At 45.5% G+C, this 21,969-nt stretch carries 26 protein-coding genes; 17 read left to right on the top strand and 9 right to left on the bottom strand.

The window, feature by feature from the left end:
- The first annotated feature begins 70 nt into the window (after positions 1 to 70).
- The 6 genes from JCM2765_RS05730 to JCM2765_RS05710 all read left to right on the top strand — a co-directional run bounded on the left by JCM2765_RS05730 (position 71) and on the right by JCM2765_RS05710 (position 4,345).
- On the top strand, positions 71 to 463 hold the full coding sequence (locus JCM2765_RS05730) for a tautomerase family protein (RefSeq protein WP_054734822.1): 393 nt from the start codon (positions 71 to 73) through the stop codon (positions 461 to 463).
- Between the two features lie 285 nt (positions 464 to 748).
- Positions 749 to 1,639: a DMT family transporter gene (locus tag JCM2765_RS05725; protein WP_082405007.1), complete on the top strand. Its 891-nt coding sequence runs from the start codon at positions 749 to 751 to the stop codon at positions 1,637 to 1,639.
- A 169-nt stretch (positions 1,640 to 1,808) separates the two neighbouring features.
- Positions 1,809 to 2,294 (top strand): hypothetical protein, encoded by a 486-nt coding sequence (locus JCM2765_RS05720; protein WP_054734821.1) that lies wholly within the window; start codon positions 1,809 to 1,811, stop codon positions 2,292 to 2,294.
- A 356-nt stretch (positions 2,295 to 2,650) separates the two neighbouring features.
- Positions 2,651 to 3,016 carry an alcohol dehydrogenase catalytic domain-containing protein gene (locus tag JCM2765_RS18990; protein ID WP_369404039.1) on the top strand — a complete coding sequence of 122 codons (366 nt, stop codon included), beginning with the start codon at positions 2,651 to 2,653 and terminating at the stop codon, positions 3,014 to 3,016.
- A gap of 32 nt (positions 3,017 to 3,048) precedes the next feature.
- A complete protein-coding gene (locus JCM2765_RS18985; protein WP_369404037.1) occupies positions 3,049 to 3,534 on the top strand; it encodes a zinc-binding dehydrogenase in 486 nt (161 codons plus the stop codon).
- 319 nt (positions 3,535 to 3,853) lie between these two features.
- Entirely contained in the window at positions 3,854 to 4,345 is a 492-nt protein-coding gene (locus JCM2765_RS05710) for a GNAT family N-acetyltransferase (protein WP_054734820.1), read from the top strand.
- 87 nt (positions 4,346 to 4,432) lie between these two features.
- Here JCM2765_RS05710 and JCM2765_RS05705 read toward each other — a convergent pair whose 3' ends face one another.
- A complete protein-coding gene (locus tag JCM2765_RS05705) occupies positions 4,433 to 5,554 on the bottom strand; it encodes an NADH-dependent flavin oxidoreductase (RefSeq protein WP_054734819.1) in 1,122 nt (373 codons plus the stop codon).
- A gap of 228 nt (positions 5,555 to 5,782) precedes the next feature.
- Here JCM2765_RS05705 and JCM2765_RS05700 point away from each other — a divergent pair, with 228 nt between their 5' ends.
- Positions 5,783 to 6,148, top strand: a complete 366-nt coding sequence (locus tag JCM2765_RS05700) for a winged helix-turn-helix transcriptional regulator (protein ID WP_054734818.1) — start codon at positions 5,783 to 5,785, stop codon at positions 6,146 to 6,148.
- A 74-nt stretch (positions 6,149 to 6,222) separates the two neighbouring features.
- Here the strand turns inward: JCM2765_RS05700 and JCM2765_RS05695 are convergent, their stop codons facing one another.
- The 4 genes from JCM2765_RS05695 to JCM2765_RS05680 form a co-directional block, all read right to left on the bottom strand.
- On the bottom strand, positions 6,223 to 6,921 hold the full coding sequence (locus JCM2765_RS05695; RefSeq protein WP_156301690.1) for a VIT1/CCC1 transporter family protein: 699 nt from the start codon (positions 6,919 to 6,921) through the stop codon (positions 6,223 to 6,225).
- 16 nt (positions 6,922 to 6,937) lie between these two features.
- Positions 6,938 to 7,618, bottom strand: a complete 681-nt coding sequence (locus JCM2765_RS05690; RefSeq protein WP_054734816.1) for a VIT1/CCC1 transporter family protein — start codon at positions 7,616 to 7,618, stop codon at positions 6,938 to 6,940.
- A gap of 311 nt (positions 7,619 to 7,929) precedes the next feature.
- A complete protein-coding gene (locus JCM2765_RS05685) occupies positions 7,930 to 9,702 on the bottom strand; it encodes a sensor domain-containing diguanylate cyclase (RefSeq protein WP_054734815.1) in 1,773 nt (590 codons plus the stop codon).
- Between the two features lie 133 nt (positions 9,703 to 9,835).
- Positions 9,836 to 10,051, bottom strand: a complete 216-nt coding sequence (locus tag JCM2765_RS05680; RefSeq protein ID WP_054734814.1) for a helix-turn-helix transcriptional regulator — start codon at positions 10,049 to 10,051, stop codon at positions 9,836 to 9,838.
- Positions 10,052 to 10,210: 159 nt separating this feature from the next.
- On the opposite strand from JCM2765_RS05680, the gene JCM2765_RS05675 reads away from it, so the two are divergent.
- A complete protein-coding gene (locus JCM2765_RS05675; RefSeq protein WP_054734813.1) occupies positions 10,211 to 10,774 on the top strand; it encodes an LOG family protein in 564 nt (187 codons plus the stop codon).
- A gap of 951 nt (positions 10,775 to 11,725) precedes the next feature.
- Here JCM2765_RS05675 and JCM2765_RS05670 read toward each other — a convergent pair.
- The gene (locus JCM2765_RS05670; RefSeq protein ID WP_054734812.1) at positions 11,726 to 12,703 is read right to left on the bottom strand and encodes a bile acid:sodium symporter family protein; all 978 of its coding nucleotides are present in this window, start codon (positions 12,701 to 12,703) and stop codon (positions 11,726 to 11,728) included.
- A 536-nt stretch (positions 12,704 to 13,239) separates the two neighbouring features.
- Here JCM2765_RS05670 and JCM2765_RS05665 point away from each other — a divergent pair.
- The gene (locus JCM2765_RS05665) at positions 13,240 to 13,728 is read left to right on the top strand and encodes a hypothetical protein (protein WP_054734811.1); all 489 of its coding nucleotides are present in this window, start codon (positions 13,240 to 13,242) and stop codon (positions 13,726 to 13,728) included.
- A 329-nt stretch (positions 13,729 to 14,057) separates the two neighbouring features.
- On the opposite strand, the gene JCM2765_RS05660 is transcribed toward JCM2765_RS05665, so the two are convergent.
- Positions 14,058 to 14,549: an AP2 domain-containing protein gene (locus tag JCM2765_RS05660; RefSeq protein ID WP_054734806.1), complete on the bottom strand. Its 492-nt coding sequence runs from the start codon at positions 14,547 to 14,549 to the stop codon at positions 14,058 to 14,060.
- Positions 14,550 to 15,268: 719 nt separating this feature from the next.
- On the opposite strand from JCM2765_RS05660, the gene JCM2765_RS05655 reads away from it, so the two are divergent.
- Together JCM2765_RS05655 and JCM2765_RS05650 are read left to right on the top strand one after the other, a co-directional pair.
- Positions 15,269 to 16,168: a LysR family transcriptional regulator gene (locus JCM2765_RS05655; RefSeq protein ID WP_225351994.1), complete on the top strand. Its 900-nt coding sequence runs from the start codon at positions 15,269 to 15,271 to the stop codon at positions 16,166 to 16,168.
- A 202-nt stretch (positions 16,169 to 16,370) separates the two neighbouring features.
- Complete coding sequence (locus tag JCM2765_RS05650) at positions 16,371 to 17,039, top strand: EAL domain-containing protein (RefSeq protein WP_054734796.1); 669 nt, start codon at positions 16,371 to 16,373, stop codon at positions 17,037 to 17,039.
- A gap of 129 nt (positions 17,040 to 17,168) precedes the next feature.
- On the opposite strand, the gene JCM2765_RS05645 is transcribed toward JCM2765_RS05650, so the two are convergent.
- Positions 17,169 to 17,498, bottom strand: coding sequence for a thioredoxin family protein (locus tag JCM2765_RS05645; RefSeq protein ID WP_054734794.1), 330 nt, complete (start codon positions 17,496 to 17,498; stop codon positions 17,169 to 17,171).
- Positions 17,499 to 17,679: 181 nt separating this feature from the next.
- On the opposite strand from JCM2765_RS05645, the gene JCM2765_RS05640 reads away from it, so the two are divergent.
- The 6 genes from JCM2765_RS05640 (at position 17,680) to JCM2765_RS05620 (ending at position 21,040) form a co-directional block, all read left to right on the top strand.
- A complete protein-coding gene (locus JCM2765_RS05640; protein ID WP_054734791.1) occupies positions 17,680 to 18,393 on the top strand; it encodes a hypothetical protein in 714 nt (237 codons plus the stop codon).
- Between the two features lie 285 nt (positions 18,394 to 18,678).
- Positions 18,679 to 18,945, top strand: a complete 267-nt coding sequence (locus tag JCM2765_RS05635) for a hypothetical protein (RefSeq protein ID WP_054734788.1) — start codon at positions 18,679 to 18,681, stop codon at positions 18,943 to 18,945.
- An 80-nt stretch (positions 18,946 to 19,025) separates the two neighbouring features.
- Positions 19,026 to 19,397 (top strand): hypothetical protein, encoded by a 372-nt coding sequence (locus JCM2765_RS05630; protein WP_156301689.1) that lies wholly within the window; start codon positions 19,026 to 19,028, stop codon positions 19,395 to 19,397.
- Between the two features lie 70 nt (positions 19,398 to 19,467).
- Entirely contained in the window at positions 19,468 to 20,280 is an 813-nt protein-coding gene (locus tag JCM2765_RS05625) for an alpha/beta hydrolase fold domain-containing protein (RefSeq protein WP_054734782.1), read from the top strand.
- 192 nt (positions 20,281 to 20,472) lie between these two features.
- Complete coding sequence (locus JCM2765_RS18710; RefSeq protein ID WP_263849326.1) at positions 20,473 to 20,589, top strand: TMEM175 family protein; 117 nt, start codon at positions 20,473 to 20,475, stop codon at positions 20,587 to 20,589.
- The gene (locus JCM2765_RS05620; protein WP_369404038.1) at positions 20,579 to 21,040 is read left to right on the top strand and encodes a TMEM175 family protein; all 462 of its coding nucleotides are present in this window, start codon (positions 20,579 to 20,581) and stop codon (positions 21,038 to 21,040) included. Before JCM2765_RS18710 ends, JCM2765_RS05620 begins: the two co-directional genes overlap by 11 nt.
- Before the next feature lie 143 nt (positions 21,041 to 21,183).
- Here the strand turns inward: JCM2765_RS05620 and JCM2765_RS05615 are convergent, their stop codons facing one another.
- Entirely contained in the window at positions 21,184 to 21,843 is a 660-nt protein-coding gene (locus JCM2765_RS05615) for an EAL domain-containing protein (RefSeq protein WP_054734779.1), read from the bottom strand.
- Positions 21,844 to 21,969: the final 126 nt, after the last annotated feature.

Raw genomic sequence — 21,969 nt, 5'->3', positions numbered from 1 at the left:
GCAAAATCGATTGCTAAATCCAACAGCACACGCTATTATTAGGTAATTAACATAGAAAGAAGGCCCCAACATGCCACTACTTCAATTTAACCTCGTTCAGGGCAGCTGGACGAAACCGCAAGTGAAGACAATTCTTGATTTAGCCTACGACACGACCCTCGAAGTTTTCCACGCGCCTGAAGGTGACCGTTATCAGACCGTTAGTTTCTTCGATCCTGACTATCTGGTCATGGCCGATACTGGTTTGGGCTTCAACCGCTCCCCACACCGAATCATGTTAAACATTCGAACGCGTCCCCGGCCGGAAGCCGAAAAGCTCACCTTCTATAAGACCTTTTTAGCCAAACTCCAAGCAACCTTTGATTTCGATCCACACGACTTAATGATCGATATGGTTGAAAATGGCGATGCCGATTGGAGCTTTGCGAACGGGCAAGCGCAGTTTATCACTGGCGAGCTGTAATCGCCTAACGGTTCACGTTTTATTAATCACTTTCAAATAGGTAATACCCACTATAGTGCAGCAAGCTATGACGGGTATTACCTTTTTTAGGTTCCCCGTTAGTGAATAATGAGAAAACCATCACTCAAAGTACATCAATAGATAACAATTTTAATCACATTTCACGATTCCGCCCAACTCAGCTTAACTTCCAACTAATATGATCAATTAATCAACAACAAACTCTTACGCTGGTCGCACTACACTAAAAGTAACTATTGATCACGAGAGGATCTGGATCATCATATGTCAACTCGAACAACCAGACGCGCAATCGGTTTTGCGTTATTATCAGCCGTCCTATACGCCCTTTATCCTCCATTAGCGAAACTACTAGTGGTTTCAGCAGCCCCGGCAATATTGTCCGCTTTACTGTACTTTGGCACGGGATTAGGCATGACAGCCCTACTGCCACTTATTCACCGCACTAAGGGACATCAACAAGAAACCTCGCTCGGCCGTCACGACCTCCCAGCGCTCATTGTGATGATTATCGCCAACGTTTTAGCTGGTGTCCTGATGAACATGGGGATTCAACTCACTTCTGCCGGTAACATCTCATTGCTGGGTAACTTTGAAATCGTAGCAACGACGCTTCTAGCACAGACCCTATTTCACGAACGGGTCAGCCACCGTTTAAGCTGGGCGATTGTCATTGTGACAGCTGCAAGTTTACTATTAAGTTTCAACGATTTTAATCAGTTTAGTCTCTCTTGGGGGTCAATTTTAGCGTTGTTGGCAACAGTTTGCTGGGGATTTGAAAATAATCTTACGCGCGTGCTTTCCAATAAGGATCCGCTACAGGTCGTCATCGTTAAAGGTTGGGGCGTCGGGATCGGTAGCTTACTGGTTGCACTCACGCTAGGCGAAAAGTGGCCACCCTTTTGGACAGTGGTTGACTTGTTATTACTGGGCTTCTTCGCCTTTGGCATCAGCATCTACTTCTATATTCTTGCGCAACGTTACCTCGGCGCAGCTAAAACAAGTGCGTATTACGCCGTTTCGCCGTTCGTTGCGGTGCTGATCTCAATTCTATTCTTGCGTGAATCAATCACCATTCCTTTCATAGTTGCACTGTTGCTCATGATCATTGGCAGTGTCTTGATTACCCAAGATTCGTTAAAACAGCCCGAATAAGCTAAATTACAGCGTCATCCGCACTTGAATGACGTATACTAGTATTAGGAAACATACAAAAGACCCACGTTGTTCGACGCTCGAGTCGTCACGTACACATAGCACAACGAACTTACCAACTGGTGTTAGCTCATAACACTGTATTACTTTAGTGAAGGGACGCCATGCCATGCTTATTCGCGAAGGCTACATTACAACTAACCAAATTAACGTTCAGGAACAACTCTTATCATTAGAACAACAGGCAAATCGGCACCGCAGATTAAACTTGATTCAATTGATCTGCATGTTACTGATCGTTATCACGGTAGTGGCGGTTTTAATCATTCAAACCCCCACTGCCCTGATTAAATCAGTCACTGTGACCCACGATATCATGAGTGATCCGGTCATCTTTAGCGGGACCGTCATCATTTTAATCGCCTTTTTGACTTCTTGGCTCGCTTGGATGCAAGACCTCAAGTTCAATGCTGTTAATCAGACGTTTCAGCAGCTCATTGACGACTACCAAGCGGTGATTAATACGTCATTGCCGTTAACTGCCTTGGCCAATGATTTCCAAAAGAAGGTGCACGATGCGACGCAGTTTAATATGGTCAATTTAACCATCGTCTTTGGTATTATGGGTGGGCTGTTGCTTTGCGCAGTGGTTTAAGCCCATTCGATGTTGCAACATTGAATATCATTGAGCTAGCTTTTAACTTCAACTGCCAACCAGTCAGGGTTACAAAGTCATCGACTAAGCAAATGCCTTAGTTACACAGTTATCAGTACAATATTTGGTCACAATACGGACATTGCTAGTCAGCGGTAATGGCCGTATTTTAGTGGGTTAAGCCACCCTTTTCCGGCTATTTTCAATTGTTTTCACAATTCAATCCTGTTGAACTTTACCAAGTTAATGGTAAGATAGGTCTAATTTACTTTGGAGGTCCTCACCATGCACGCAATCGTTGTACGCCATCCGGTGGCCCAGAAGTCCTTGAGTATACGACTGTTCCAAAACCAGTTGTGAAACCTGGTTGGTCACGGATCAAAGTCGCGGGATTTGGCATTAATCATTCAGAAATCTTCACCCGTCAAGGTGATTCGCCCTCGGTGAAATTTCCAAGAATCTTAGGCATCGAAGTCACGGGGATTATCGATGTCAGCACCGATACCAAGCTCCATCCCGGTCAACGCGTCGTTTCGTTAATGGGGGAAATGGGACGCGACTTTGATGGCAGTTATGCTGAATACGTACTAGTGCCAAATCACCAGATTTATCCGGTGACCACTACGCTTACACCAGCTCAGCTGGCTGCAGTACCGGAAACGTACTATACCGCGTTTGGTATCTTCAATAGTCTCCAACTCAGGCTAATGATCGGATCCTGATCCGGGCAGCTACCAGCGGAGTTGGCGTGGCGGTGATTAAACTGATTCAATCGTTACCATTTAACACGATCATCACGGGAACGACCCGTAATCCGCGTAAACAACGCCTCCTGCAAAAACTTAATTTAGATAAAGTGCTCATCACTGATGATCCATTGACGTTACCCGGTTCAGCTGGTCAGTTTGATAAAATCATCGACTTAGTTGGTCCGGCCACCATTGCGGATTCATTTACTCATCTCGCTGAATTCGGCATTTTAAATTCAACCGGTCAACTCGGTGGGCAATGGACGTTACCGGAATTCGACCCCATTGTCGACATTCCGAACAATCGTTATCTAACCGGCTTTTACTCGGGTAACGTGACGGCCGACCAGATTCAGCATCTCGTCTCCTACATTGAAAATCATCAGATTGACGTCACGCCCGACAAGACGTTCGACCTCGCACACACTCGTGAAGCCCATGAATACTTGGCACAATCAACCGGCATTGGTAAAGTGGTTGTGTTGATCTAACACGACCAGCAACAAAACTACGATAATCGTTTGAATTGAACGATTATTGTAGTTTTTTGATGACGTTGACTCAGATGGTTAACTCATCGGTGTAACTTGACCGATACCATTGCCCGTTGTCGCAACCACACCGTCATCGGTTTCAACTAAATGCCACTCAACATGAGAAGCGCACCTAGATAGCCGCCGTTAACGCGTGAAATCGCATTAGTTTATCGTGACCTCTGTCCTGATATCAGCAGGCCGCACACTGCATATTTACTTCTCGCTAAGCTTCGACTAAAATGAAACGCATCACATTCATCAGGAGGTTAACACCGTGTCCATTCACTATCAACCTGCCCAACTCGCAGATTTAACTGAAATTATGACCATCGAAAATCAGGGTTTTACGCCAGAAGAAGCTGCCAGCGAGACTAGTATGGCAGAACGAATCCAAGTCATTAGCGATACATTCATTACTGCAAAGGATGACCAAGGCCAAGTGCTCGGCTATATCGTTGGCCCAGCCGACAATGCTCGTTACATCAACGACGACCTCTTCGACCACACAACGCCCAATAATCCGACAGCAGCCTACCAGACTGTGTTAAGTTTGGCCGTCCATGACGATGCTCAGGGTAAAGGCATCGCAAGCCAGCTACTCAAAGAACTCGCTAAGGTTGCTAAAGCGCAACATCGTCAGGCCATCACGTTGACCTGTCTGGAACGCCTGATACCGTTTTATGAACGAAACGGTTACGTCAACGCAGGCGTTGCTGAATCGGATCATGCTGGTGAAGTTTGGTATAACTTGATTCACTCATTGTAGACTACAATATCGCGGTATCACAAGGTTAATTAAAAGGGAGACCACATGTTATTCAACGACAGGTGGTCTCCTTTTTTTATCATCCAATTAATCTTTAAATATCGCATCAACCCGGTCACTGGCCGTTGCATCGGTTTCACCCGCATAGCCCAGATCAGTACCAATGACGTCTAAGAAGTCTAATAAAGCAGGGTTTAAGCCTAAATCCTCCAGTTCAGTCCGGTTGACCCGGTAACGAATTGTGTCTTCAAGACCGGCTTCAACCTTTTGAACCCACTTTGGTTCTCTAAGATACTCGCGTCCCAATGCCGCAAACGTGATGCCCGCGGCCATCACTTTCTCAACGTCCGCAGGCGATTGCAACCCACCAACTGAAATCAATGGCACCCGATCATGGACCTGATCCTTGATTCGAAGGATCGTTGGCCGGGTTTCTTGCGGATCATTCAGGGATTTTCGCCAAGCATTACCCATTGAGACGTGTAAGTAGTCGATGCCACTATCCGCTAATCGATCGACAAATTGTAACGTGTCTGCGATGCGGATCCCTGGATTTTCAACTTCCTCCGGCGAAATTCGGTAACCCAGCAAAAATGGCGTTTGTGCGTACTGATCAATCACCATTTTAGCCGCGTTGACAATTTCTAACCCAAACCGCATCCGATTTGTAACCGAACCGCCCCATTGATCCGTCCGTTGATTGGAGTTGGGTGAAAAGAACTGTTGAATCAGATAGGTATTTGCACCGTGAATCTCAACGCCATCAAATCCCGCGAGGATCGCCCGTCGCGTTGCCATCGCAAAGGCAACCACAATTTCTTTAATTTCCGTTTCACTCAATGCCCGCGGGGTTTCCATTCCATCACGAGGCGCCGCAATTGCGCTGGCACTGACAGGTTGCGTCCCACGAAGGATCTGTGAGTTCGTCATCCGTCCGGCATGAATCAACTGCAAAATTGCCTTGGTGCCGTTCTGCTTCATCGTAGCCGCTAGTTTGGCCAACCGCGGAAGATAACGATCATCATTCACCGCTAATTCGCCTTCGAAGCCCTTCCCGGTCGCCGTCACATTAGCTGCTGGTGTAATAAACATACCAACGCCGCCAGCCCGCAAACTTGCGTAATACAATTCATCTCGTGAGACGCTCCCGTCTTCCAATCCGGAACGTTCCGTCATCGGCGGAATTACCACCCGGTTTTTCACCGTCATGCCGTTTTTAAAGGTATATGGCTTTAAAATTGATAGTCTGTCATTTCGAAGTCTCCTTCAGCTAAATTGAAACCGATTACAAATCCCAGTATACACGCTCAATCACTAATTAAAAGTAATTAATTCGGTGTACAATAGTTACCGGATGGTAAGTTTTAGCGTGTCAAGTCGTTTGAACACTGCTAAAATTTTCTGACTCAATTTAACGGATACGAAAGGAACGCACTCATGGCATACGACGATAAAATCTACCAACTGGGCATCAATTACACCCTCGCCATCATCGGTGGCAAATGGAAATCCGCCATTATTTGTCAATTAGGCTTACAGTCGCAACGACCGCTGGAATTACAACGACACCTAGTTGGGATTTCACCAAAGGTCTTAACTAAACAACTTCGGCAACTTGAAGCGGACGGCATCGTTAGTCGAACAACCTGTGGTACCGTGCCGCCGAAAGTAGTGTACGGATTAACCGCCGCTGGTCGAAGCCTTCGAGAAACGCTTGTCACCCTCTCGATTTGGGGCGAACAAATGGCAACGCAATCGACGACCCCGATAACGATTATTCACGATAGCTCAGAAATTTTTTAACTTGATTTGAACAACAAAAAACGACCTGCCAATTCAGTTCATCGTGAATTGGCAGGTCGTTTCATTTTTTATAATTACAACAAGATCCCCACGGAATAGTGAATGATCATCGTCAGGATACCAACGATCACGTTCCGAATAATGGCCGTTTTAACTAAGCCGTCACCCAGCTTAGCACTGAGAAACCCAGTCAACGCAACTGAAGCACAAACGGCTAAAATTGTGACTGGCCATTCAATGCTAACTGGCGACAATGTCATGGCAGCTAACGGGAAAATGCCACCAGCAGCCGCTGAGAACAGCGACGAGAAAGCCGCGTTCCACGGGCTCATGTAATGGCCAAGTTGTAGGTCATATTTCACGCTCACGACCGTTTCCAATGGCCGTTTTGCCATTAATTCGGCAGCCATCTTAGTCGCCGTTTCAGTTGAAACACCACGGTCCGTATAGTGATTAACAACCGCCGCCATCGCATCATCATAGTTCGTCGCTAACCGCTTCTTTTCGGTCCGCACAACTGCCTTTTCAGTATCTTTTTGCGTCGAGACTGACGCATATTCGCCGGATGCCATCGAAAACGCACAGGCTAATAAATCTGATAATCCGGCAATGAAGATGGTAAACCGGTTCGGCGTTGCCACCGCCACACTAAACAACACCCCAACAACGGTTAAGATGCCGTCATTGGATCCCAAAACGCCAGCTCGTAACGTGTTTAACCGTTCTTCCATCGTTTGGGTTTTCTTGGGTTTGGCCCCAGCTAATTGCTTCATCATTTTCGTATTCCCCCTACTGACCAATCAAGGTCCCAATCGCAAACGTAACGATCATGGTTAATAAGCCAGAGACCACGTTTCGCAGTACCCCGCGGCTTCGACTCGCATTTCCCAATGCGGCGGCACTGTAGCCGGTAATCGTTAACGCAATGATAACCGCAATAAACGTGCCTAAAATACGCGTTGACGTTGGTAATAATGTAATCGCCAACAAGGGCAACACCGACCCAATTGGAAATGAAATCATGGATGAAATTGCGGCTGCGTATGGGCTCGTATACTCCCCTGCATCAAACCCATAACGTTCTCGAACCGTAGCGACTAACGGATCTTGCGCCATCATTTCGGTGGTTGCTTGATGGGCAAGATCCGGACTGATCCCTGAATTAATGTATTTTTGACGAATGAAGTTGAACTCGCCATCATAATCGTCATCCAATCGCTCTTGTTCGGCCATGATTGCTCGCCGCTGCGAATCCTTTTGCGTATTGACGGACACATACTCGCCCATCGCCATTGAAACCGTACCGGCCAACATTCCTGACAACCCTGAAATCAAAATCGCAAAGTTACTGGTTGTTGCACCCGCAACCCCAATAACGATCCCAGCAACGGATAGAATTCCGTCATTCGCACCCATCACCGCTGCTCGCATGATATTGATTCGTTGGGCTAACGTAATCTTCTTTTTCATTTAAACCGCCGCCTTACTTTAGAATTTTTCTAACCAGGAATCAATTATAACTGGATTGATTCTAAATTACAAGCAACTACTTGCGATTTCTGAAAATTTTCAAATTAGCCACTTGTATCAACCTTCGCCTCTCTTCACTCAAAAATATTCCAGCCTAATTATACCCATTCCAACGTTAAAAATAACTAATAATTTACGAATATGCCAAACTTAGGTAATTTGAGCGGAATCATCTCATCCAAAAAAGTACCGAAACACCCCTTAATTCGAGATATTTCGGTACTGTTTCAATTATTCGGTGAACATGTTGCTTAAATCATCCGTGGCATCACCGGCCGACCAAAGAAGTAACCTTGACCATATCGAACATTCAACATCTGCGCTAGTTCATAATCAGCTAACGTTTCAATATTCTTCAAGATCAAACGCTTATGGTGGTCCTCAAGGTGTTGTTGCCATTGTTGAATCGATTGTTGATCAGCAACGCTTAATGCTTGCACATCAACTTTGATCCCATCAATGTACGCAAGGCCCTCAGCAAGCAATTTCCGCTGTTGTAGAATCGAGTCACTGTCTAACATCACTAAAATCCCGGCATTTTGGTACTGCGGGTAAATCTGCTTAAGCTCAGCCATAGTTGGTGTTTCGCTTAACTCCAGTGTCAATCGTCGAAGTTCTGGCGTTGCCGCTACAAATCGCTGTAACTGCTTAATGTGGTGCGGATCAACAAATTGAGCTCGCGTCACATTGATGGCAATGACCTTGACGCTCAGTTGCGCTAACAACTGCCGCATCATGGACACCTGAGTCGTAACACCAAGGTCAAACGACTCTGGCACTACCCACCGACCGTGATCAAACGTCCGCATTAATAACTCCTGACAAATCGGTTGCTCATCCGCAATTTGAATAACGGGTTGGGTGAAATACGTGTGGGTCACAACGACCGTTGACAATGGATTGACATCTAACGTCTCACCATCAACCGTGACACAGTCTCGGCCATGTTGCTTCGAAATATACAAACTATCATCCGCTCGACCATAGCTATCAGCCAAAACAACGTCTGCTTGACGGACCGTTGTTACTCCAAACGATGCCGTTATTTTGATGAATTGATCGTGGTAGTGGTAATCCATTTGTCGTAGTGCTTGCCAACACGCTCGGACAACCGGTACCGTTTCTTGAGCGTCACCATTTGGAAACAGGATAACGAACTCTTCACCACCAGTTCGATAAAGCTGCCAGGGCTGGACGTAGTGTGACAACGTCGTTTTTAAGAGGTTTGTCACCGCAACCAAGGCCCCATTACCTGCCAAGTGACTATAGCGATCGTTGATTCCCTTAAAATTATCAATATCTAATTCAGCAAAGGTCAACGGCTGCTGGTCATCTCGAATTTGGTTAAAAATGGCGACCGATTCACTTAAAAAGTTGGTGTAACTCTTGGCACCAGTTAACGCATCAAAATTAACTTCGTGCGTGAGTTTTGCCCGCTCTAAGGCGCGTTTGTGAGTGGCATTACTATAAGCACATGAATAGACACTCATCGCCATAAACATCGCGATATAGCCAAACCGTTGCCAGTTATCGATGCCAACGTAGCTCGTCCAGTAGGCAACCGATAACACCACTACGTAGATCATATGAAAGGCCCAACTATAACGAATCTGATTTCGAAATAAGCGCAGTACCGTGCCCATGATGATGAGAACCAAGGCAACCCCAATGAATAATTCGAGGTCAAACGTATGGTTAATAAACCAAAACGAACCGCCAATTGCGCCCTGAAGCCAAAACTCGAAGTCGGTGAGTCGATCATTTAATAGTGGGTAAGCAATGACAAAAAGTTGTAAATTTAAAAATAGTAATACGCTAACCGCCTTGGCACCAGTAATATACTGAAGCCATAAGCAGAGTAGCACCGTCACACCGATGACTGAAAATCGTCTCAGCCATTCCCCCACCGTTGTCGGTCGGGGTGTTTGAATTGCCCATTTGACGTGCCACTCATAGTAGGTAATAAAGCCCGCCACAAAAAACACTGAAATGAGAAGGTGTGACATCCATAGGTTAAATGCCATAATTTACCCTTCATTCTTGCTGAAATTAACTGTTATGTGTAATTGTTATTATTTATAGATTATTTTCTACTAATTATTTTGGAAATACAACCTTTTTCGCAATAAGTTGGTTTACCATCGGCCAACAAGCGCTTCATTTTTGCTCAAAAGTGACCTGATCAGGCGCATCAAACAGCTCATCAACGGTCGTATACAAGATGGCAGCCAGACGAAACGCTAGCGCTAATGACGGATCGTACTTGGCATTTTCAATTGCGTTGATGGTTTGTCGTGAAACGGCAGCTAACTGACTCAATTCAGCCTGTGATAAGTGCAATGCTTTTCGGCGCGTTTGAATTGAATTTTGCATACCGGCTCCTCCTTTCGAAATGTCAAAAGTATTTGTCAAACAGTGTCAAAATCATTTGACATGAACTGTCAAATACTATTGACAATTCGCGGCTATCTAATTTAACAACTATATGGTACATTAATCCTATCTTGATTAAAACCTCAAAGGAGCCTTCATATGCAAAAAATTGCCGTTTACTGCGGTGCCGCCACGGGCACAAACCCCGTTTACGAACAGGCCGCTACGGAACTTGGTCACTACTTAGCCACGCACCACCTCGATCTCGTCTACGGCGGTGGCGGGATTGGCTTGATGGGCATCCTCGCACGCCAAGTTCTCAGAGACGGTGGTCAGGTGTACGGTGTCATGCCACAAGAACTGGTTGACCGTGGCGCAGCGTTTACTGGCCTCACCGATCTTCAAATCGTCGCCGATATGGCCACCCGTAAGCAAACTATGTTGACGCTGGCCGATGGGTGTCTGGCACTACCTGGTGGTCCTGGGACACTGGAAGAGATCGTTGAGGCTTTTTCTTGGGCCCGCTTAGGCGATAATTCTAATCCGTGTGCCTTTTACAACGTCAATCATTATTACGATTCATTAGAACGTTTCTTTGACGACATGGTCACGAATGGCTTTTTAACACCAACTGATCGACAAAAACTCTGTTTCGCTGACTCGCTGGATACGATTATGACGTTTATGACGACGTATCAGCCACCTAAGATTAGAACTTACTAGCGTGATAGTTACTGTCGTTTGTGTCCAGCTTAAGCATCGTTGCTGTTAGTTTGTGAAATGCGATGATTTGCTTGAACTGTCGATTCCGGTAAGCGGCTAGGTTCCTGCTGTGGGGCCGGCCTGAGCCCAAGGGCGGTCTCAGCCCTCGAATTCAAGCCTCGCCAAAATCCGTGCGAGTCTTGAATTCGTCCCCGATAATTGGCGGTTGTCGGAAGAACACCAACAACCGCCAATTATCGCGACACAGCATACACCTAGCCACTTACCTCCATCTCACATTGCACAATTTAGCACTATTGCAGATCATCTCAAGCCCTTTGTACGGTTTACAGCAGTATTGCAATGACTAACGTTGATTCGACAAACAACAAAATTGATCATCAGTCAACACTTCAGAATCATAACGGATGTCTGAATGGCAACGTATCGGCATTAAGTTCACGCTAACGTGGTGCATGCCTGGTAGATTTAGTATGGCACAACCGTTGATTCATCGCGGTTACTGAATATTTACCACTATCGTTTCTGCAGTTGTTGAGTTACCGTCCAATGTTATCGTTATACAGTTTCGTTAACTCCAGATTGTTGCAGTTAACAGTTGAGTTACTGACAGCGCACCATGTAGCGGGAGGCGGAGGCGCGCGAGGCTCAGCAGTGTCGGTATGACTTAGGCAGTCGTGCCTCGTGGGGTTCGAGGTGCGAGTGCCTTAGTCATACGCGGGTCCGGAGAGATCCGACATGGCGGTCCTCAGCCATTCCTAGCTCGTAGGCCCGCCACTGCGTTCCAGCTTCGCATAGCGCCGGAGCCTCCCGCGGCATCCTCCACCATATAAAACCAGAATCACCTCACAAACTCAGAATGCTTACGCTGGACACAAGCGTAACTAAACCTAATCCAATAAAAAAGAACTTGGACGACCACTCGTCACAAGTTCTTTTTTGATGTATCGTTTACCGACCAGAAACTGGTGCAGTTTCGGCGGTTGTTTGCGCGGCTTTCTTTTCAGTTCGACCACGCCAGTACGACGACAAGATCGAGCCAGAAATGTTGTGCCAGATACTAAAGATTGTTGATGGAATTGCAGCAGCTGGTGAGAAGTATTTCATCGCAAGCGTCGCACCCAAACTGGAATCTTGCATCCCAACTTCAAAGGTAATGGCCTTACGTTGTGGATCCTTCAACCGGATCAACCGTGAGAAGAGGTAGCCCAAGCCGTAGCCTGACAGGTTGTGCAACATCACAACTGGGATAACCAGTGCAGTTGCAGCGGAGAAAAGTTCTGCGTGGTTAGCAGAGATAACGGCCCCAATGATCAATAGGATTGCGGCTTGTGAAATGAGTGGCAGTGCTCGAGTTAATTGATCGATTTTCTTACCAAAGATCGTGTGGATCAAAACCCCTAAGATAATTGGTACCAGCACGATCTTGATCGTGCTTAAGAATAACGATTGCGTTGGAATGGCAACGTATTGACCAGCGTACAACAACAACAATCCTGGCAAAGCAATTGGTGCCAACAGCGTTGATAACGTTTCAATCGATACATCCAATGCAACGTCACCACCTGCAAGGTAGGCCATAACGCTAGACGACGTCCCACTTGGGCATGACCCAACCAAGATAACCCCGGCTGCGGTTGCACCCTTTAATTGAAAAATTTGGCAAAGTAGAAACGCGATTAATGGCATGATCACATAATGAGCGATGGTGCCTAAGATAACTGGAACTGGGCGTTTAACGATCCGAGCAAAGTCGGCGCCCTTTAACGTCAGCCCCATCCCAAACAAAATAATGCCAAGTAAGTACGACGTGTTTGGAACGACCCAAGCACTCGTCTTTGGAACAGCGTAGTTAAATGCCGCCCAAATCACAACTAATAAGGTAAACCAACGGCCAACCCATTTCCCAACTGCTTCAATTGTATTCATATGTAGTCCTCCCTGAATATAAAACGTGAACAATAATTGAGGTAAAATTGGTTATTATAGTAGGACTCATTGCCAACTAAATTAACCGAAGTGGTGCACTATGTGTTATCAAATTCTCATTTAGAACTTAATGTTATTTCTAAACCAAACGAAGTCAAATCACCTACCATCTCGGTAATGTTAACCATTTAGCCATCGTGATTTCAAACAACTATCGTTTCAAATCAATCAGTTAAATGAGTACAACATGAAGTTTATCATTTATCTTTAATTTGTCAATCATATATTTTAATTATTTTTTAATTTCATTAAATTTCATAAATTCTCATAGAAGTGTAATCGTTATCATTTAAACAAACGACAACGAACTGTCTTATTTATGAGAAAACACCGATTTTATGAGGTGTTTATCCACCGCTTCGTAGACCAATTGACGTATACTAATATTGACGTATATTAATAACGAAATTAACTGCTGAAAACTAGTCACCCTGTTAGCTGACGCCTTTACCAACCAACGGAAAGGAGCTGCCGTTATGATTTCCGCCACTCCCCTGACTAAAAATATTTCCATTGTCCAGCAACAATTGCTTGAGCTTCGACAACAGTCCGTTCGTCATAAAAACGCCAATCTTGGTCAACTCACCTGTTTAATCGTCATCGTTAGTGTCGGTCTCATCACGGTTCGCATCGTGCCTGCCAATCAGCTAAAAACCTGGTCATTTCTCTGGCGTCAAGGTCAAAGTCATGTGCTCCTCATGAGCCTGATGTTAATTGCGATCATGGCTTTCGCGATCTCTTGGTGGTGCTGGTTCAGTGATTTAAAGTATCGGTCACTGGAAGCCCAATTTACCGAACTTCACGATAACCACGCTGAAATGATCAAGGCCTCCCCAACATTGGCCGCAATCGCCGCCGACTACCAGCGACAGTTTGATTTGGCAATTTTGTTAAACGGCATCGCCACCGCTGTTGCATTCGCAGTGATTGCGGGCATTGGGTTGCGATTGATCCTGCCAGCTTAAACAGCGGACAGTGGTCGCCCCCATCTAATCAAGCAATGCAAACAGAAGGCCCCGGAGATTCTAAAGTTAAGAATCTCCGGGGCCTTTACTTATATATAGGCGCTGATTTCTGCGCACCATCCCGCATCCGTTGGAAATCACTTGATGACTTAACCACGAGTCAACGATTGTGAACGAACACTGTTAAGTTGCTTGAAGCCAAAAACGAGTTCGATACTTACTAAATATATATGGTCGATTTCCCTACCGACTGCTTTGTTTAATCGCTGTTCACTTACGGTTCACCCTACTTATACACCACTAAATTTCAGCAAAACCGCCCTACTCAACTACTTCGTTACGTCTGCCTCAGCCTGCCGCTGTTGACGAACCTGCTCTTGCGCTAACTGTCGGGCAGCAATTGCTTCAGCCTTGGTGTCAAAGCTCTTCAATAAGACGTACGCGCCCTTGTACATCATCCGTGCAAACCATTTATCGGAGTTTTTATCATAAGAGACCCCAATTATCCCGGATTTGTTTCGGGTTGAAACTTTTACGGATGATAAAGCGATACCATTTTGGTCAAACAACGAGCTGGCATCCCCAACTTGTGCCATAAACTGCTGGTTTTGTTGATACTTTTCTCGACTCACGTCACGGCGTAAACACCCACAACTCTGAGTTGATCCAGAACGCAACCGGGCACCATCGACGACAATTTGATTGCCACAATCGCACTGACACAGCCAAAGTAAATCACCGTTTCGACAATCGCGACCATGAGGCTCAATTGCAATCAACCGGCCAAACCGTTGCCCCGTAATATCCTTTCGCTTTGACACCAGACCACTTCCTTTTGCAAACTTTGTGCTACTTTAGAATGATTAAATATAAGCTATATTGCATTATTTATGCATCATTAATTTTAACACGTTTTCCATTAAATACTAGCTAATAAAGTCCAATTTACTAATTCGTATTACAATTGTAACTTATGTGAATTTATTATAACGACGGCTTTTATTAGAATACTTTGCAGGTTAAACTTTTGTCATTGAAATCAATTAACCATAGTAAATTACTCATGTTAGAATAATTTTAAACATCGTTAAAATATACAACATCACATCAGTTATGTCTCATCGCTTTTCAGTATTTTCACTAATCCCCCAATTCGTCCTTGCTTCATGGCAAAACTAAAAAAATTTCATAATTTTCTTGACACTTTCCCAACTGAAACGTTAAGCTAAGTCTAAGCGAATTTTAATTTAAACACTGTGAAGAGAAGAGTAGTGGTGCTGACGCGTCATTAGAGAACCCTGGCTGGTGAAAAAGGGTATCGCGTCAGCATGACGAAGATGAGCTTGGAGTGGCTAAGTTGTTCACGCAACTTGGACGATTGTCATCGTTAACTGACTAGGTATCAATCGGTACTGAATTGAGGTTTAGGTCAGTGTGATCTAAATGAACTTGGGTGGTAACACGAGCAATCGTCCTTCGTGGCTAATTTTAGCTACGAGGGGCTTTTTTTGTTTCAATAATTTTAAATTTTAAAAAGAAGGTGAGCGTTTTGAATATTCAACAAATGCGTTACGTCCTCGCAGTCGCCGACAACGGTAGTTTCCACGCTGCAGCTAAAAAACTATACGTCTCACAACCCACGCTGTCGCACGGCATCAAAGAACTAGAACACGAACTTGGTACCCAGATTTTTCAACGCAGTCGTCAAGGCGCCTTTCTAACGACTGATGGCGCAACGTTCGTGAACGAAGCGCGTAAAATCGTCGCAGACGCTGAAAGCCTGCAACGGTCGTTTTCCAACAAACAATCTAATGAACAGTACTTTTCCGTCGCCGGTCAGCACTACGACTTTATTGCGACCGCGCTGTGTGCAGTCATGGCACACTACCCAAATTACCAATACATCCGGGCCTTTGAAAGTACCACGACCCGCGTGATTGAAGACACGGCCAAGGCGCGTAGTGAAGTTGGCATCGTTTTTCTAAACGAAGATAACCAAGCCCATCTATTGAACTTATTTGCCCAAAATAATCTGGTTTACGATGTGCTCGGAACTTTTGAAACCCATATTTTTATGCGGATCGGGCATCCGCTGGCGCGTAAGTCGATTATCACCATGAGTGATTTAGCACCCTTCCCTCAAGTTCGCTTTACCCAAGATGCCACTTACTCAGAATTGGCTGAAGATCCAGTCACCGCTCCGAGCGCTGGGCCGGTGATTGCAACCAGTGACCGAGCCACCATGGTGACAATTGTGAATCAAACGGATGCGTACGGCTCTGGTTCGGGCATCTTGGAAGATCCAGAAAACGTTGGTATCGTGACCCGGCCACTTGCTGATTCACGTCAAAACCGAATGATTCTGCTTCGACAAAATAACCATACGCTTTCAGAAATTGCACAATATTTTGTTGCACAGGTTCAAAAAAGCTTTGCATAAGTCAATATCATGCCTACTGTAACCCTACTCTGAATCAGTCGTTCGCAATGCCATAACTTTAACGTTTCACCAATATATTTGGTATATAATTCGGGAATTGTATTTACCTTTATTTGCAAGTGTGTTATTGTAGGCCTTGTCTTGTTTCAACACGAAGGTCAGTGACCTCATTGCGGGTCGGTTTAGAAACGGAGTTTAGTGCATGTATCGGTATTTTGTTCAACCACAGTTTAACCAGGGTACGCAATCACTTTTTGGCTACGAGCTATTAATTCGTGAATATCAAGGTGATCACTGGGGACTACCGGTTAACTTTTCTGATATCGCCGCAGACGTCCAAACCGACTTATTACTCGGTATCGCAGACCAGCTTAAATTAAAAATTCCAACGGTCGCCTTCAACGTCAACCGAACGCAGTTTTTGGATGCGGACATGACAGCGCAACTGATCGCCATTCAAGTGGCCATTTCACCCCTTCACCTGATGATTGAAGTAACGGAAGAAGCGCAGGATTGTACAGCAACGCCAGAACAATTGCGCCGCCAAATTGCGTTATACCACCATCACGGCATCCAAATTAGCCTTGATGATATTGAAAGTGGCGGTAATGTGTTAGCAGAGATTCGGCACCTGCTGGCTGAAGTCGACGAAATTAAGTTTGCCATGCAGAACTTTCGTCGAGCCCACCGTGAAGCAGAGATTCCCAGTCAGTTAGCCTATTGGCAACGGGTTGCCAACTTTTACCACGTGCAACTTGTTGTCGAAGGCATCGAAAACGCCGCTGATGAAGTCTTACTCGATCAATTAGGGTTGCAGTTGCGCCAAGGTTACTATTACGGTAAACCGCACCTGTTTCCTGAGGCCCGCTAATTGGATTTCAGAATGACTTTCTACCAATTATAAAAATCACTTACAAAAGTAAGCGCCCAAATTCCGGTTTCGGAGTTTGGCGCTTATTTAACGGTTTAGGCGAGGACTAACCTTACCCGTTATGTCATACTACGCGAGGTGTCGTGCCAGTTTCGCTCTAATCTCTCCCAGTGAACGGGTGCCAATAACAGCATCAACGATTTGACCATCTTTCTTAATTAACATCGTTGGCGTGCTTTGAACCCCAATGAGACGTGCCACTTGAGGCTGCCGATTGACTGTCAGACTCGTAAACTTAACTTGTGAACCAAATTGTTCCGTTTGTGCCAACTGGGTTAAAATGTGATCCATCGTCGTACAGCCCGGACAAAAATCCGATCGGAAATCAACAACGACCACCCCAGTCTTCGTTTCAGTTGCGTATGATTCATCTCGAATCGCTTTGATTCCGCTTGTCATCAAACCACCTCCTGATTCAATCTGGTTACAATTTGTTAGTGCTTTATTTTAGTCGCTTTGGCCTTCAAATGCAACTGATCGTCATTCAGCCGCTGTTTATCGTTTCACTTTGAAATAGACAGCCCTAACAAACCCGACTATACTAACCGTAGAATCAAATCGCGATCAAAGGAGGTGCGCCATGCTGACAACGTTTGAAATTAACACGGCTTTTTCGCAACATCGCCCCCTGCTCTGGGTGCACGGCGACCGAGCGCAACAAGTCACATTATTACCGCTACCGATTCAGCATCCGCACAAGGTCATCACCACTGTCACAGTCTGCCATGTCGTTTCAACTCACCGCCAATTGATTACGATTCGGCCCGAAAAGGCCACGATTGAAATCGTTGTCGACCGACGCCAACTTTTTCAAGATCGTGATCACCTCCTTCAAAACCTGTTACAGCGATTTCAACGGAATGCTATGTGTCAGTATCAACTTGCTGCGCTTATCACGCCATTACCGATTAACCCCGATTTGACCCAACGTTGGGCAAACCGAGTCGCTCAATTAATGATGCAACATGGTCTTCAACTTCCCTATCGTGGTTTTGATAGCGCACAATCTCAAGTTAGCGCAATTCAACCCATCCTACCAATCATTCAAGCCGGTTTAACTCACGGACATACCCCATCAACCATCGCAAAAGTGATCAGCCATCTGGACAATCTTCAAAGCTTACTACACGCTGCGGATAGTTATCTCGAGACCGATGCTGACTGTCGACTTGCTAACATTCTTCACCGACTTTACCCCACCGCCGATCACTATGAGTTCAGCCGCACCCTCATTCAAATCACACAACTTATCTTCAAAACTGATCCATCACTCGCACAACAGCTCAGACAATAATTGACACCAACTCAATCACCGATTACCGACTGATGCATTATCGGTAAGCGTGACTTTTTTACGCCACCAATATTAACCGGTGTTATCAAATTCGATTCCAATCAGATTTGAAACCGATTTCAGTTATAACACCTTCAAAAAATAGCCAAATTCCGTTATAACATTTTCAATAATTATGCAAAATAACTAAAAATAGTGAAATATATGCAACATTTTCTCCATTTTACTGAATAAAATGTTAAAATAGCATTAATATCTATTTTGAATCGACTGGAGATGATGGACTTGCTTGATTCACAATTTATTCCAACCGCGTACAGCCAGCACCAAGTGCTCTTTGTCGTCAAAACGGTTGTTTATGCTCAGATTCGTCAGACACCGCTCTCGCCGGATCTTTACACAACTGGCATCATTCAGATACAGTTGGTTTCAGATCACACAATCACTAGAAATCAAGCGACTTATTGCAACGCGATTGCACTGGCCCATCCTGATCAACCGATTCTGGTCAACCTAACGCACGTTTTTGAAACGCAACATGACGCAGTTTAGCGATTCAAACACTGGCCAGGCAAACACAATTAGCCGCTGATCCTCAGCGGAACATGACTGAGGCCCAAATTCTCGAGCAAATGACGCAAATAATTCACGAGACTGGCCTAACCCTTCGGCGAACCCGTTATCAGCGCAACGCAGTCATCAATGAACCGGTAGTCCCAGATGCCAAATCCTTATACCCCTTGATTCAGGCCAGTTTGAAGGACAGTCAAACGGTACCCGAAATTCGAGGTTATCTGGCCGCACTCTGGCACCTGTATCTGACGGTCCAAACCGATGCCACGTCATCAACAGCTACGCCTGATCAGCTTCGATTAATCAGCCATCTCACTCGATACTTCAGTGCAGACGAGCGGCAAGATGCGCTCGTCATTGCCGGACAGGTCGCCACCATTATTTTTCGCAAATATGCGCGACTCAACGAACAGCTTATCCGGTTATCATGACGAGTCGGTCTAATTGACTTTGACTAGTTTTTCGGTAATACTCACCCCAAAACCCTTTGGAGGTGACAACATGTTACACAAAACTGAATTGGAGTATGACGCAAACAATCATCTATTTTTGGATGCCTATCACGATGATGCCCAACCCTATCTCGGACTTTTAATTGACATCCACGGTGGCGGTTGGTTTCGCGGCGATAAAGACAAGGACGCGGATTGGGCCACTCGACTTGCGCAACTCGGTTACGAAGTTTTGGTACCGAACTACCGGCTAACCCCTCAAGTTTTCTATCCTGAACCGTTGCGCGACATGGATACGTTAATGACTTGGATTGCCACCAGCGACTTTAACCAAATGCCAATTGGTGTGGTCGGCTCCTCTGCTGGTGGTAACATGGCGGTTGAACTGGCAATTCGCTATGGCGTGCCTGCCGTTTCGTTATCCGGCATCTTAGATATCGATGACTGGCTGACGCAACACCAAGCCGTTGAGGCCGCTCCGGGTGATTTAGACCGCTTTAATCAACAATCTAGCGCGGCCATCAATCAAACCGGTAGCAATGACGCTTTCTACAAGTGGTTCGTTTTAAACTACTTTAACCAACGCACCGATGAACTGAGTGCTGCTACCCCGGTTCATCGAATCAGTGCGACGACGGGACCACTTTTCTTAGCCAACTCGCTAGCGGAATTCGTCCCAACGAGTGGTGTTTTAAAATTAGCTGACGCGCTAACATCTGTCCAAGTACCTTTTGTCCTCAATGTATTACCTGGAAACCGCCACGCTAAGGGTTATCTGGATGACATCTTTTCACAAATCACGGCCTTTTTGGCTACCTATCTGATTGATCAACGGCCCAAACCACAATTAGCAACTGAATAAGTTTATGAGGCCATTCAAAACCGCCCTCGCGAATACCACATCATGGTAACCACGAGGCGGTTTTATACGCCTGATTATTCGTTAACTTGTCATCCACGAAATCGAGAATTAAGCCGGGTCCTCCTCCCTTTTCAACGCTGACACCTCGATGTATGATAAAGACACTAAATCATTCTTTGGAGGAGAATTATAGTGAACCATTCCCGTGTTGAAGCATTTACCGATGCCGTTGTCGCCATTATCATGACCATTATGGTGTTGGAATTCAAGACCCCCAACATCACCTGCATTTTCAGCAATTATCGCTGATACGCCCTATTTATTTGCTTACATTGTCAGTTTTCTCTTCGTTGGCGTTGCTTGGTACAACCACCACTACATGTTCGCGATTGCGACCCGCTTAACCAAGCGTGTTTATTGGGTCAATAACGCCTGGTTACTGGCGATGTCATTCCTACCCGTTGCCACCGCTTGGGCCGGCGAATATTTAAACGAACGGGGTCCCGAATACTTCTACCTCGGTGTTTTCTTCGTTTGGAGCATTGCTTACTGGTTGTTAACCCGCGTACTGATTGCCGAACACCGTGGTACCTCGGTTGCTGAAAAATTGGCTGCCATGCCACCGTACCGGTTTATGAACAGTTGGCAGTTACCCACGTTTACGGCGATTTTAGCGGTGCTGGTCTACTTTTTCCCACCAGCCTGTTTGATTGCGACACTGGGTGAATTGATCTATATGGCGCTGCATACTAGCGGATAGTGATCAGGTTGTGTAACAGTGTGCGAAGCGGTTAGAAGCCGATGTGTAAGCCCATTAATTAAAAATCTACACTTTCTTCTACAACATAAAAAGCACTGCAGACACCCAGTTTGGCGTGTTTACAGTGCTTTTTTGCTGTGCAGTTATTGAATCTCATGTGGTTTACCATAGTAGTCACCTTGACGCAACGCAATCTCGTGGTCATCCAACAATGCCTCATCTTCTGCCGTTTGCACACCAGTCGCAACGTAGCGCAAATTGTAGTCCTTAATCTCGGCTTGCCAAGTTTGAAAGCGGGTCTCTAATTCAGAATCGGTTTGAAGATCCCGGAAATCAGCCATGTGGAACTTCACTTCTTGAGCTAACGGCAATAACGTTGCCACATTGGCAATATTGGTTTGGTTAAGCGAAACCCCATCCAAACTCAACTCGATGCCGTGCTCGGTATACGTTTTGAGTTGAGCGGTCAACTGGGCCATATCAACGTCATCAGTTAACGTTGTCGTATCCAATTCGACAACAAATTTAACGGGTAACAATTCTGGTTGTAAGTTAAATAGGGTCGTTGCCATTGCGGGATTTAAAATCTGTTCTGGCGACAGGTTAAATGACACAAAGTTAACCTTCAACGCTAACTTCTGGGCCGTTAGCTTTAACAAAATCGCCTGAATCCCAACAATGATTTTACTATAATCAAGTGGTGCAACCCAATTACCCGCATCATATTCACGGATGATAAATTCATACCCGTACAATGAACCGGTAAAGTGGTCTAATTGTGCTTGAACAAAATATCGATACATTTGCTTATCCCCCTAACAGTTCATTGGTTAACGTCCTCAACGACATGACCAAATTTGTAGTCGGTGTTTGCGTACAGCCACCCATCACCTTGAGTGGCTGTGGTGATCAACGCCGACTGACCGTGT

The organism is Secundilactobacillus similis DSM 23365 = JCM 2765 (assembly GCF_001311075.1).
Classification (GTDB): Bacteria; Bacillota; Bacilli; order Lactobacillales; family Lactobacillaceae; genus Secundilactobacillus; species Secundilactobacillus similis.
Note: the sequence above shows the minus strand (reverse complement) of the source record. Positions and strands in the feature narration are given on the sequence as shown.

Bases quoted from the DNA above. Each gene is read 5' to 3' on its own strand.
- JCM2765_RS05730 (WP_054734822.1), top strand. From the start codon at position 71: ATGCCACTACTTCAATTTAACCTCGTTCAGGGCAGCTGGACGAAACCG.
- JCM2765_RS05725 (WP_082405007.1), top strand. From the start codon at position 749: ATGTCAACTCGAACAACCAGACGCGCAATCGGTTTTGCGTTATTATCA.
- JCM2765_RS05720 (WP_054734821.1), top strand. From the start codon at position 1,809: ATGCTTATTCGCGAAGGCTACATTACAACTAACCAAATTAACGTTCAG.
- JCM2765_RS05705 (WP_054734819.1), bottom strand. From the start codon at position 5,554: ATGACGGTGAAAAACCGGGTGGTAATTCCGCCGATGACGGAACGTTCC.
- JCM2765_RS05700 (WP_054734818.1), top strand. From the start codon at position 5,783: ATGGCATACGACGATAAAATCTACCAACTGGGCATCAATTACACCCTC.
- JCM2765_RS05695 (WP_156301690.1), bottom strand. From the start codon at position 6,921: ATGAAGCAATTAGCTGGGGCCAAACCCAAGAAAACCCAAACGATGGAA.
- JCM2765_RS05690 (WP_054734816.1), bottom strand. From the start codon at position 7,618: ATGAAAAAGAAGATTACGTTAGCCCAACGAATCAATATCATGCGAGCA.
- JCM2765_RS05685 (WP_054734815.1), bottom strand. From the start codon at position 9,702: ATGGCATTTAACCTATGGATGTCACACCTTCTCATTTCAGTGTTTTTT.
- JCM2765_RS05680 (WP_054734814.1), bottom strand. From the start codon at position 10,051: ATGCAAAATTCAATTCAAACGCGCCGAAAAGCATTGCACTTATCACAG.
- JCM2765_RS05675 (WP_054734813.1), top strand. From the start codon at position 10,211: ATGCAAAAAATTGCCGTTTACTGCGGTGCCGCCACGGGCACAAACCCC.
- JCM2765_RS05670 (WP_054734812.1), bottom strand. From the start codon at position 12,703: ATGAATACAATTGAAGCAGTTGGGAAATGGGTTGGCCGTTGGTTTACC.
- JCM2765_RS05665 (WP_054734811.1), top strand. From the start codon at position 13,240: ATGATTTCCGCCACTCCCCTGACTAAAAATATTTCCATTGTCCAGCAA.
- JCM2765_RS05650 (WP_054734796.1), top strand. From the start codon at position 16,371: ATGTATCGGTATTTTGTTCAACCACAGTTTAACCAGGGTACGCAATCA.
- JCM2765_RS05645 (WP_054734794.1), bottom strand. From the start codon at position 17,498: ATGACAAGCGGAATCAAAGCGATTCGAGATGAATCATACGCAACTGAA.
- JCM2765_RS05640 (WP_054734791.1), top strand. From the start codon at position 17,680: ATGCTGACAACGTTTGAAATTAACACGGCTTTTTCGCAACATCGCCCC.
- JCM2765_RS05630 (WP_156301689.1), top strand. From the start codon at position 19,026: ATGACGCAAATAATTCACGAGACTGGCCTAACCCTTCGGCGAACCCGT.
- JCM2765_RS05625 (WP_054734782.1), top strand. From the start codon at position 19,468: ATGTTACACAAAACTGAATTGGAGTATGACGCAAACAATCATCTATTT.
- JCM2765_RS05615 (WP_054734779.1), bottom strand. From the start codon at position 21,843: ATGTATCGATATTTTGTTCAAGCACAATTAGACCACTTTACCGGTTCA.